14 protein-coding genes are annotated in these 11,552 nt (G+C 31.3%); 13 read left to right on the top strand and 1 reads right to left on the bottom strand.

Annotation, left to right across the window (positions count from 1 at the left end; genetic code table 11):
• From ACTG3V_RS08885 to ACTG3V_RS08825, 13 genes are all read left to right on the top strand, one after another.
• Nucleotides 1-567, top strand: a 567-nt coding sequence (locus tag ACTG3V_RS08885) for a class I tRNA ligase family protein (RefSeq protein WP_439131810.1), incomplete at its 5' end; no start/stop codon positions are given.
• A 9-nt stretch (nucleotides 568-576) separates the two neighbouring features.
• Entirely contained in the window at nucleotides 577-831 is a 255-nt protein-coding gene (locus ACTG3V_RS08880) for a SemiSWEET transporter (protein ID WP_439131809.1), read from the top strand.
• 74 nt (nucleotides 832-905) lie between these two features.
• Nucleotides 906-1,676 carry an enoyl-CoA hydratase/isomerase family protein gene (locus tag ACTG3V_RS08875; RefSeq protein ID WP_439131808.1) on the top strand — a complete coding sequence of 257 codons (771 nt, stop codon included), beginning with the start codon at nucleotides 906-908 and terminating at the stop codon, nucleotides 1,674-1,676.
• 3 nt (nucleotides 1,677-1,679) lie between these two features.
• Nucleotides 1,680-2,237, top strand: coding sequence for an MOSC domain-containing protein (locus tag ACTG3V_RS08870; RefSeq protein ID WP_439131807.1), 558 nt, complete (start codon nucleotides 1,680-1,682; stop codon nucleotides 2,235-2,237).
• A complete protein-coding gene (locus tag ACTG3V_RS08865; RefSeq protein ID WP_439131806.1) occupies nucleotides 2,237-2,797 on the top strand; it encodes a hypothetical protein in 561 nt (186 codons plus the stop codon). Before ACTG3V_RS08870 ends, ACTG3V_RS08865 begins: the two co-directional genes overlap by 1 nt.
• A gap of 195 nt (nucleotides 2,798-2,992) precedes the next feature.
• Nucleotides 2,993-3,895, top strand: coding sequence for a heme o synthase (cyoE, locus tag ACTG3V_RS08860; protein WP_439131805.1), 903 nt, complete (start codon nucleotides 2,993-2,995; stop codon nucleotides 3,893-3,895).
• Between the two features lie 12 nt (nucleotides 3,896-3,907).
• Nucleotides 3,908-4,495 carry a cytochrome c oxidase subunit 3 gene (locus tag ACTG3V_RS08855; RefSeq protein WP_439131804.1) on the top strand — a complete coding sequence of 196 codons (588 nt, stop codon included), beginning with the start codon at nucleotides 3,908-3,910 and terminating at the stop codon, nucleotides 4,493-4,495.
• Nucleotides 4,496-4,550: 55 nt separating this feature from the next.
• A complete protein-coding gene (locus ACTG3V_RS08850; RefSeq protein ID WP_439131803.1) occupies nucleotides 4,551-5,582 on the top strand; it encodes a cytochrome c oxidase subunit 3 in 1,032 nt (343 codons plus the stop codon).
• 19 nt (nucleotides 5,583-5,601) lie between these two features.
• Entirely contained in the window at nucleotides 5,602-5,943 is a 342-nt protein-coding gene (locus tag ACTG3V_RS08845) for a cytochrome C oxidase subunit IV family protein (protein WP_439131802.1), read from the top strand.
• Between the two features lie 83 nt (nucleotides 5,944-6,026).
• Entirely contained in the window at nucleotides 6,027-6,695 is a 669-nt protein-coding gene (locus ACTG3V_RS08840) for a hypothetical protein (RefSeq protein ID WP_439131801.1), read from the top strand.
• The gene (locus ACTG3V_RS08835; RefSeq protein ID WP_439131800.1) at nucleotides 6,692-7,363 is read left to right on the top strand and encodes an SCO family protein; all 672 of its coding nucleotides are present in this window, start codon (nucleotides 6,692-6,694) and stop codon (nucleotides 7,361-7,363) included. The genes ACTG3V_RS08840 and ACTG3V_RS08835 overlap by 4 nt, the downstream gene beginning before the upstream one ends.
• Nucleotides 7,356-7,919 carry a DUF420 domain-containing protein gene (locus ACTG3V_RS08830; RefSeq protein ID WP_439131799.1) on the top strand — a complete coding sequence of 188 codons (564 nt, stop codon included), beginning with the start codon at nucleotides 7,356-7,358 and terminating at the stop codon, nucleotides 7,917-7,919. The genes ACTG3V_RS08835 and ACTG3V_RS08830 overlap by 8 nt, the downstream gene beginning before the upstream one ends.
• Before the next feature lie 27 nt (nucleotides 7,920-7,946).
• Entirely contained in the window at nucleotides 7,947-8,195 is a 249-nt protein-coding gene (locus ACTG3V_RS08825) for a hypothetical protein (protein WP_439131798.1), read from the top strand.
• 211 nt (nucleotides 8,196-8,406) lie between these two features.
• Here ACTG3V_RS08825 and ACTG3V_RS08820 read toward each other — a convergent pair whose 3' ends face one another.
• Nucleotides 8,407-11,514 (bottom strand): WD40/YVTN/BNR-like repeat-containing protein, encoded by a 3,108-nt coding sequence (locus ACTG3V_RS08820; RefSeq protein ID WP_439131797.1) that lies wholly within the window; start codon nucleotides 11,512-11,514, stop codon nucleotides 8,407-8,409.
• Between the last annotated feature and the right edge of the window lie 38 nt (nucleotides 11,515-11,552).

The following is an 11,552-nucleotide window of genomic DNA, read 5'->3' as shown; positions in this document are numbered from 1 at the left end:
CCTTGGAAAACATCAGGGATTTCTGGGGTGTATTCTTTCTTAAAGAAATTATATAAATTATTTTATAATGGAGAAAACTTCGAAGTTTCTGATGCAGATCCATCTAAAGATGAGTTAAAAACATTACATAAAACCATTAAAAAGGTAGAAGAAGATATCGAAAATTTCTCTTTCAATACGTCAGTATCAACATTTATGATTGCTGTAAACGAATTGTCTGCTTTAAAATGTAATAAACGTGCCATTTTAGAACCTTTATTGGTTTTATTATCACCTTATGCACCACATATTGCAGAAGAATTATGGAGTCAGTTAGGATATGAAGAAAGTATTTCAACGGTTGCTTTTCCGAAATTTGAAGAAAAATATTTGATAGAAAGCACCAAAGTGTATCCTATTTCTTTCAACGGAAAAATGCGTTTTACCTTAGAACTTTCTTTAGATTTATCGAAAGATGAAATTGAAAAAACGGTATTAGCTCATGAAAAAACACAAGCGCAATTACAAGGTAGAACGCCTAAAAAAGTAATTGTAGTACCTGGAAAAATTGTAAACATTGTTGGTTAAAAATGATACATGAATTACTTTGAGGTATTAGGTTTTTTAGCGGCTATTTTAACAACCATAGCTTTTTTTCCTCAGGTAATTAAAGTGTATAAAACCAAGGAGACAAAATCCATTTCATTATCAATGTATATTGTATTTTCAATAGGTATTTTGTTATGGTTAATTTATGGATTGTATTTGCACAGTTTGCCAATGATTTTTGCAAATGCTATAACCTTAATTTCATCAATCTATATTTTGTTAATGAAAATTAAACATAAATAGCGAACCTTATAACTAACTTAGATTTCATTGATTTTCTATCAATAAAAACCTATTTTTGGTAAAACTTTATGTGCATGACTACTTCAAGACAAAATGGAAGTTTATATACAAATATTCAAGGAGCAATAGCTACATTAGAATTTGGGCATCCTGCAAGTAACTCTTTTCCAAGTGAATTGTTAGCGCGTTTCACAAAAGAATTACATGTTATTTCAAAAAATGATGCCATTTCTGTTATCGTTTTAAAATCTGAAGGAGAAAGAGCATTTTGTGCTGGTGCTTCTTTTGATGAATTGGTTGCCATTACAAACTTAGAAGAAGGTAAAAAATTCTTTGCTGGTTTTGCTAATGTTATTAATGCAATGAGAACTTGTGGTAAACTAATTGTTGGGCGTGTGCAAGGAAAAACAGTTGGTGGTGGAGTAGGTTTAGCTGCTGCATGTGATTATGTTTTGGCAACAGAACATGCATCAATCAAATTATCAGAATTAACCATTGGTATTGGGCCTTTTGTAATAGAACCAGCTGTGTCTAGAAAAATAGGTTTGGCAGCTACAGCTGAATTAACTTTGGATGCTACCAATTGGAAAAATGCATATTGGGCTAAAGAAAAAGGGTTGTATGCCAAGGTTTTTGAAACCATAAAAGAGTTGGATGAAGAGGTTGATCTTTTTGCACATAAATTGGCTTCTTACAATCCACAAGCTATTGCAGAAATGAAAAAAGTGTTGTGGCAAAATACTAGTAATTGGGATGAGTTGTTGTTAGAAAGAGCAAAAATTTCTGGTGAGTTGGTTTTGTCTGATTTTACAAAAAAAGCTTTAGCTAAATTCTCGAAAAAATAGTTGATGAAAATTGTATCTACAAATATTGGTGGTAAAAAAGAAGTTCTTTGGAAAAAGAAAAAGGTAATTACAGGTATTTATAAATATCCAACACAAAATCCTATTTTTTTAGATGTTGAAGAGGTAAAAGGCGATGAAATTTCTGACAGAAAATATCATGGAGGTGTTGACCAAGCTGTGTATGCATATTCATTAAAACATTACGAGTATTGGAAACCTAAATACCCAAATTTAGATTGGAATTTTGGTATGTTTGGAGAAAATCTTACCATTGATAGTATGGATGAAACAAAAATACATGTTGGTGATACTTTTAAAGTTGGTGATAGTATTATAGAAGCCACATTACAAAGAAGTCCGTGTTTTAAATTGGGTATTCGTTTTAATGATATCAGTATTGTAAAACAATTTTGGAACACTACAAAGTGTGGGGTGTATTTTAAAGTTTTACAAACGGGTATTGTAAAAGTAGGCGATGAATTTCAACAACTAAAAAGTTATCCAGAAAATCCAACGATAGCAGATTTATTAATCAAAAGAAAAAAAGAAAAAGCGGTATAATGAAAAGAGTAAAAAAAAGATATATTTTACTTATTGTATTAGCATTCCTTCCTTTTTATAGGTTAATTCATTCCGAAAATTATTGTTTTGGAGATGTAGATTTGCTAATTATTGGTGGGTTAACTATAGTGTATATTATCGCTTTTATTTCAATTTCTTTTTACAACTTGTATAATATAACATTAACTAAGGAGTTTTTTAATTTTACACCCTTAATTATCACATTCTTGTTTTCTATGGGTTTGTATTATGCATTACAATATCATGATAAAAATTTATTTAAAGATAAAGTTCAACGATTTCAAGGCTATTCAAAAGAAAAGGCATCTTTAGAAATTAACTTGTATAATGACAATACTTTTGAGTTAAAAACAATTGATCCTAGATCTTTTTGTGTAGAAAAAGGAACTTATTTTTATAAGAAAGACACCTTGTTTTTAAAGAAAGAAAACAATATTGATGGAAATATTTATTTTGGAGATGTATATTTTTTAAATAAAACCTATGGTAGTTTAAAGCCAATATACAGAGGTTTACCAACTTTTACTCTAAAAAACTAATTAGCTAAAAATATTTTTTGTTTTTATTTAAAAAAAATATATATATTTGCACGTGGCTTTTTTAAAGTCACACTTTTTCTTTTTCATAGCAATTTTCCCACTCATATTATGAGTGGGTTTTTTTATGCTTTAAATCTCACAAAACCTTGTTAAAGGTATGGTAAATTGATAATTATCAAATATCTTTGCAAAATTATGAGTTCAACAGTAATTACAGACACCAAAACAACAACGAACACGCTTTTATCTGACTTTAAACAGCTTACTAAAGTGGGGTTATCTACAAGTGTGGTGTTTTCTTCAGTTGCAGGTTATATGTTGGCTGCAGATGTTATTAACTACAGCACATTATTATTATTGGCTTTAGGAGGCTTTTTTATGGTTGGTGCTTCAAATGCATTTAATCAAATTATAGAAAAAGATACAGATGCGTTAATGCAACGTACTAAAAATAGGCCATTGCCAACAGGCAGAATGACGGTTAATTTTGCGATGACAGTTGCTGTGTTGTTTACAGTTTTAGGAATTGCCATATTATACAGCATTAATCCTAAAACAGCTTTTTTTGGTGCCATTTCAATATTTATTTACACTAGTGTATATACACCTTTAAAATCGGTAACACCACTCACCGTTTTTGTTGGTGCCATTCCAGGAGCAATTCCGTTTATGTTAGGATGGGTAGCAGCTACAGGAAATTTTGGTATTGAAGCAGGGTTCTTATTTATGATTCAGTTTTTTTGGCAATTCCCACATTTTTGGGCTATTGGTTGGTTGCAGTTTGAGGAGTATCAGAAAGCAGGGTACAATATGTTACCAATGAATACAAAAGATAAAGGTGCAGTAAAACAGATTATCTTTTACACATTTGTTATGATATTGGTTTCAATAGCGCCAGTTTTAAAATTATCTGGTGATTTTTATATCTATCCTTTAACAGCTGTAATTGTAGCTTTATTAGGTGGTATAATGTTGTTTTACGGATTTAAATTGCACAAAACAGAGCAAAATACAGATGCTAGAAAATTAATGTTAGCCAGTGTTTTATACATTACAGTTGTGCAAATTGTTTATGTAGTTGATAAATTTTTACATTAAAGAAGAAAGAAGATGATTGAAGAACAAGCATTAAGGCAAGAGTATGTTGTAGCTAAGAAAAAATCGGCAAAACCAATGTTATGGGTTTCTATGATTAGTATGGTTATGTTTTTTGCAGGGCTTACAAGTGCGTACGTAATTAGCATGAAAAGAGACGATTGGGTTGCTTTTGATTTGCCCCAAGCGTTTTATACAAGTACTTTTTTAATTGTAGCCAGTAGCATTACTCTATTTTTATCACAAAGATTTTTAAAACAAGCTAAAAGACAATTGTCTTTATTATTAGTAGTAACAACCTTAGTATTAGGATTAGCATTTGTTTGGCAGCAATATGTGGGTTTTAATCAACTAAAAAGTATTGGTTTATATTTTACAGGGCCAAACAGTACAGTATCTACATCGTTCATTATAGGAATCACCTTTTTGCACGTTTTACACCTTTTAGCAGGCATTGTAGTACTTTTTGTTGTTATTTATAATCATTTTAAATACAAATACAAACCAGATAATCTGCTTGGCTTTGAGTTAGGCGCAATATTTTGGCATTTTGTAGATATATTATGGATTTATCTATTTTTCTTTTTCTCTTTTATTAAGTGACAGAAAATAGTTATTTTTGGCGAACGTTTAAGATTTATACTAATTAAAATTATTTATGGAAGCAAATATTGCTATACCTTCAGACGGAAAAAACACTTGGAGTGGTGGTGGAGTAAGACCATTTGGAGCAAGTTATGGTAAAATGATGATGTGGTTTTTTATCCTCTCTGATGCATTAACCTTTTCAGGATTTTTAGCAGCTTATGGTTTAACTCGTTTCAAATTTATTGATTCTTGGCCAATTGCAGATGAGGTGTTTACACACATTCCTTTTATTCATGGCGAATTTCCAATGTATTATGTTGCTTTTATGACATTTGTACTGATATTTTCTTCGGTAACAATGGTATTGGCAGTAGATGCAGGGCATAAAATGCAAAAGAACAAAGTAGCTTGGTATATGTTTGCTACCATTATTGGAGGTTTAATTTTTGTTGGCTCTCAAGCTTGGGAGTGGAATACCTTTATCAAAGGCTCATATGGAGCAGTAAAAACTACTGATGGTAAAGTTTTACAATTTGCAACTCCTAAACTCGATGAAAGTGGCGCAAAAGTATTAAATGCTGATGGCGAAGTTATATTTAAACAAGTTGCCCTGGCTGATTTTGTTACAGGAGAACGAATGGATGCTAAAGAAACGCACAGTCGTAAAAACGGACTTTGGTGGGTAAGTGGAGAAAAAGTACCTGAATATTCTGTAGCTCAAATAATGGCTTCTTATCAAGCAAATCCATCAATTCAAATTAGAAGCGAAAAGATTGATATGGATAAAAAGCAAAAAGTAATTTTATCTAGGGCTAAAGGTGCTGAGGAATTAGCGAAAGGAAAAATGGTGGTTGAAGGAGCTAATTTAAAAGTTAACGAGTATGGAAATACAATTTTTGCAGATTTCTTTTTCTTTATTACTGGTTTCCACGGTTTTCACGTATTTTCTGGTATTGTAATTAATATTATTATTTTCTTTAATGTAATCTTAGGTACTTATGAGAAAAGAGGACATTACGAAATGGTAGAAAAAGTAGGTTTATACTGGCACTTTGTAGATTTAGTTTGGGTATTTGTATTCACATTCTTCTACTTAGTATAATTGAAAAAATAGTTAAAAAATGGCACACGCACACGAATCACATACAAAAAGAATCTGGAATGTATTTTGGATTTTATCAGCAATAACCATAGTAGAAGTTGCTTTAGGTATTTTTAAACCAGCAGCACTTCACCTAACAAATTTTTTAGGAACAAGCCCTTTAAACTGGATTTTTATTATTTTAACCTTGGCAAAAGCTTACGGAATTACTTGGGCTTTTATGCATATGGAAGGTGAAAAAAAATGGTTTAGACGTGCTGTTGTATGGACAGCAATTTTCTTAATCTGTTACTTGGTAACCTTACTTTTAATAGAAGGTGATTATTTATACGAAACATTATCACCACTCGTGAGATGGTAATTTAACAAATCAGGTGGTTTTTAAACCACCTTTTTTTATAGCCAAAAATGTTAAAATATCTTAAAATCTAAACTTATAATTACATGCGTTTTTTTACTAAAAAAAGAGTTGTATTATTTTTGTTGTTTATATTTCCACTAATCTGTTTTTTAATTTTATCTACTGGAGAAAATAATTTTAAAAAACTGCCAATACTTACTCAAAATGTAACTGATATTGCAGATATAGAGGCATCAAATAGTGTTGCTCTAAAAGAGCATGTATCCATTGTTGTCTTTCTAGGGAATGATGTACAATCTATGGCTTCTGGGGTATTAAACCTAAATGAAAAAATATATAAGAAGTTTTTAGATTATAAAAAGTTTCAAATTATTGCTATTTATCCAAAGGATAAACAGGAAGATGTAAATGAACTTAAAGAAAAAATAGGTGCTTTTACAGATATGCAAAAATGGAAGTTTGTACCAAGTACATCATCAGCAATTGAAAGTTTTTATCAGAGTTTTGCTTACAACGAACCATTACTTAATTTAACATCAACCAAAGCATTTTTAATAGATAAAAACTTAAACTTACGCGGTAGATTAAATGATGATAAGACTAATAACAAATTATACGGTTACAATTTAAACTCCGTTGCTGAATTAAATGGAAAACTTAAAGATGATGTAAAAGTGTTGTATTACGAATATTATGCTGCCTTTAAGAATAAAAACAAAAACAAAGCAGATAGAAAAGAAGTAGGATTATGAATAAAAAATATTCTTACATAGGTATTGCCTTTATTATTTTGTTGTTTGGTATTTATACAGTGCCAAAAGTAGTTGATCGTTTTGCAGATAATGGTTTGGTATTCATTAAAAAAGTGAATGACGCTTCTAAAAACAGAAAAGTACCCGAATTTAGTTTTACAAATCAAGAAGGTAAAACCATTACCAATGAAACTTATTTAGGTAAAGTTTATGTTGTGGAATTCTTTTTTACAACCTGCCCATCAATTTGTCCGATAATGACAGATAAAATGTTGCTTTTGCAAGATGCCTTTTTTGGTAATCCAGAATTCGGAATTGCATCAATCTCTATAACTCCAGAAATAGATTCTCCAAAGATTTTAAAAGAATACGCTAAAAATAAAGGAATAACGCACAAGAATTGGCATTTATTAACAGGCAGAACTGAGAACTTTGTTTATGACTTGGCAAAAAAAGGTTTTAGCTTATATGCAGGCAAAGGCGATGAAAATCACGGAGGTTTTGAACACTCTGGATATTTTGCTTTAGTTGATAAAAATGGTTTTTTACGCTCAAGAAAAGACGATAAAGGCAATCCATTAATTTATTATAACGCAATTGCGGATAATAATTTTCCAGACCAAATAAAAGAATTAAAAGAAGATATTAAACTGTTGTTAAATGAGTAATACGAACATGAATTCAGCACAAAATCTAGCACAAGAAAAAAAGTATAAAAAAATCATTACTGCACTTTCTATCATTATTCCATTAGCAGTCGCTGCTCTTTTCGGGATTAACTTAAGAAAATTAGGGTTTGATGTAAAGCCATTAACATTTTTACCACCCATTTATGCCACAATAAACGGATTAACAGCAGTTTTATTGGTAGCAGCTGTATTGGCAATAAAAAAGGGAAATAGAAAACTACATGAGCAATTAAATACAGCTGCAATTGCTTGTTCGCTGGCTTTTTTGTTGATGTATATCGCATATCATATGACATCGGATTCTACAAAGTTTGGAGGAGAAGGAATTATTAGATACGTATATTACTTTATCTTAATATCACATATTGTATTGTCTGTAATTGTAATTCCGTTTGTGTTGTTAACCTATATGAAAGCTAAATTAACCGATTTTGAAGGACATAAAAAGATTGCTAAAAAAACATTCCCAATTTGGTTATATGTAGCTGTAACAGGCGTAATTATATACGTAATGATAGCTCCATATTATAGTTAGTTGTAGCTCATATAAAATCTATAAAAAATGGCTTTTTTTAAAAAAATACAAAAAACGGAATTCTGGAAAAACACTGTAAAAATTGCGATTCCATTTTTTATTTTCGTCACAATTATTTCTTTATTGATGAATAGTTGGAGAGAAATTTTCGCAGGAGATTTTACCAAAGTCGCAGAAGTGAATTTCAATAACGGAAAATGGATTACATTTTGGGGCTATAAAGTTTTTTTAAGTCTAGTTTATGGGATCTATATGACCAATAAGAATATGAAATAAAAAAAGCTGTCTGAAAAGTTTTTTAAACCTGTCATTTCGAATTTATGGAGAAATCTAAATTGCTGAAATATAGTTGAATAGATTTTTCGGCTCCATTGTTAGCTTCGCTAGCTACTTTCTATCAAAATATATTTTGATTTCAGTAATGCTTAAAATGACAAAATTTAGTACTTTTTAGACAGCCTTTTTTTATTTAATTAAATTATCTTAATCAATCTAACTGAATTAAATTAATAGTACTTTCTTTTACTTTTTGATTCAATTCTTTTACATTTTTATCAAAGAGTACATAAAGTTTCGCCAATTCAGCATCAATATCTTTTGTAATTTCAATTTTAAAGTCAATGGCTTGTTGCGTTGGTGCATAATTGCCAATTCTAGTCAATGAATTTAAATGGCCTAATTTGTTATTCAAACGAATTGGAAAATTCAAAGGATCTTGTCCACTTTTAGATTTTGTTTGATATAAAGTTTCTTCAATAGTTGTCATTTCTTTAACCAAAGCATTTGCAAAATCAAGCAAATCTTTGTGTTTCTTTTTATCTTTAATTGATTTTTTTAACAAATCAACCTGACTTCTAACCTTCTTCACATTTTTTAAAGCTTTATGAATTTCAGTCATTTTACTATTAATGTCGTTAATAAAATCAAACTGAGCCTTCATATCACTTTCAGTAGCTTCAGACATCGGGTTTCTTACAATCGTGAAATTCTGTGATTGTTTTACATCATTTACACGCAACTCAGCCTTATAAGTGCCAGGCAAAGCCATTGGGCCAGCCAAAGAAGCCCACCATAAAATCATCCCTTTCACAGATTCTGCACCATCATACATCATATTCCAATTAAAGATATTATTACCATCTTCAACCTTTAAAGTGCCGTCTTTATTCTCTTTATTTGGTTTTGTAGAGAATGTTTTAATCAACTTATTATTCTTATCAAAAATAGAAATGGCAATGGTATCTTTTTTATCAACTTCTTTAATATAATAGTACATGTTAACACCACCAGAATGATTGGTTCCAGCAGTTCTAGATGTTCTTCCACGTCCACCAGATAAATTGTAAGCATCTTTTGGTTGATATAAAACGATGTCTTCTTTTAAAGTGGATGAACTAAGCTGATGTAAAGGAGTTAAATCGTCAATAATCCAAAGCGCACGACCTTGAGTAGCTGCAATTAAATTGTCATCTTTTATTGCCAAATCTGTAATAGGCACAATTGGTAAATTTTGTTGAAAAGATTGCCAATTTTCACCATCATCAAAAGAAATATACATGCCTTTTTCTGTACCTGCATACAACAAACCTTTGCGTTTTGGGTCTGCTCTTAAAGCTCTTGTAAAATCTTCATTAGCAATTCCGTTGGTTATTAATTTCCAAGATTTACCATAGTTTTCGGTTTTATAGATGTAAGGTTGATAATCGCCAGATTTGTATTTTGTACCAACAATATAAGCACCTCCTTTTGTAAAAGGATCTACTTCAATACAGTTAATCATCATCCATTCAGGCATTTTTTTAGGAGTGATGTTGTCCCAACTTTCACCATTATTTTTAGAAACATGTACTAATCCATCATCAGAGCCTGTGTAAATTAGTCCAGGTTCATAAGCAGATTCTGTCGCTGCGAAAATAGTGCCATAATACTCTACACCTGTATTGTCTTTAGTAATTGGGCCACCTGATGGCCCTAAGGTTTTAGGATCATTTCTTGTTAAATCTGGACTAATTAATTTCCAAGATTGTCCTTCGTTTTCAGTTACATGCAAATGATTTGATGCAGCATACAATCGTTTTTTGTTATTTGGCGAAAAGAAAATTGGAAAATTCCATTGAAAACGATACTTAAAATCTTCAGCTCCATGGCCCATAGGATCATCTGGCCATACATTTATTGCTCTAGTTTCATTGGTTTTATGATTTACTCTAGTTAATAATCCACCATAACTACCACCATAAACAATATCATCATTTAAAGGATCTACTGCAATATGTGCACTTTCACCACCAGCAGTGCTTTCCCAATCAGATTCTGTAATAAATCTTCCATCATTTCTATGGGCAATTCGCACAGTAGAATTATCTTGTTGTGCTGCTAAAATTCGATATGGAAAATGATTGTCTGTAGTAACCCTATAAAATTGCGAAGTGGGTTGATTCATATAAGTACTCCAATTTTCTCCAGCATCAAAAGAAATTTGTGCTCCACCATCATCACCAATAATCATACGTTGATTATCTTCTGGAGCAATCCATAAATCGTGATGATCTCCATGAGGCGCATTATAAGTTTTGTAGGTTTTTCCACCATCCGTAGATTTGTGATAACGTACATTTAAAACATATAAAATGTCTTCATCTTGGGTATCTGCATACAAACGCGTGTAATACCAAGCTCTTTGTCGTAATTTCCTTTCAGAATTGATTAGATTCCAAGTTTTACCAGCATCAATAGATTTGTAAACGCCCCCTTTTTTATTTTCGATTAAAGCATAAACAATATCAGAATTTACTGGCGAAACTGTAACTCCTGCAATTCCCCAAATACCAGAAGGTAAACCTTTGTTGGTAGAAATATTTGTCCAAGTTTCACCTTCATCTGTACTTTTCCATAGAGCAGAACCCTCACCACCAGAAGACAAACTGTAAGGTGTTCTGCGCACATTCCAAGTAGTTGCATATAAAATTCTTGGATTATTAGGATCGATAATTAAATCTACAACTCCAGCATTTTCATTGGCAAATAAAACTTTTCGCCAAGTTTCACCACCATCTGTAGTTTTATAAACGCCACGTTCTTGAGTAGGTTTGTATAAATCTCCCATAACTCCTGCAAAAACAACATCGGCATTTTTTGGATGAATTCTCATTCTTGGAATATGTCTTGAGTTTTTTAAACCCATATGTCTCCAAGATTTTCCGCCATTTACAGATTTCCAAATTCCATCTCCAGATGAAACATTTCCACGTACGGTTTTTTCGCCCATGCCAACATATAATACGTTATTATCTGATTCTGAAACTGCAACAGCACCTACCGAACCTCCAAAAAATCCGTCAGAAATATTTTGCCATGTATTACCAGCATCTGTAGTTTTCCATACACCACCTCCTGTAGCACCCATATAAAAAAGATTAGCTTTGCCTGCAACACCTGTTACAGCTGCACTTCTTCCACCTCGAAAAGGACCAATATTTCGCCATTTTACAGCGCTAAAATATTCTTCAGAAACTTTGGTAGATTTTTTTTGTGCATTAACTTTGGCATTTGCAGAAAAGAGGATGCAAACTGCCAGAAAAAAGAATTTTTTCATGTTGGTTAGTTATAAATTTGAGCATTAAAAATAAGAAT

The sequence above is a fragment of the Polaribacter sp. genome (assembly GCF_965660385.1).
In the GTDB taxonomy this organism is placed as follows: domain Bacteria; phylum Bacteroidota; class Bacteroidia; order Flavobacteriales; family Flavobacteriaceae; genus Polaribacter.
This window is presented reverse-complemented; position numbering and strand designations above follow the sequence as displayed.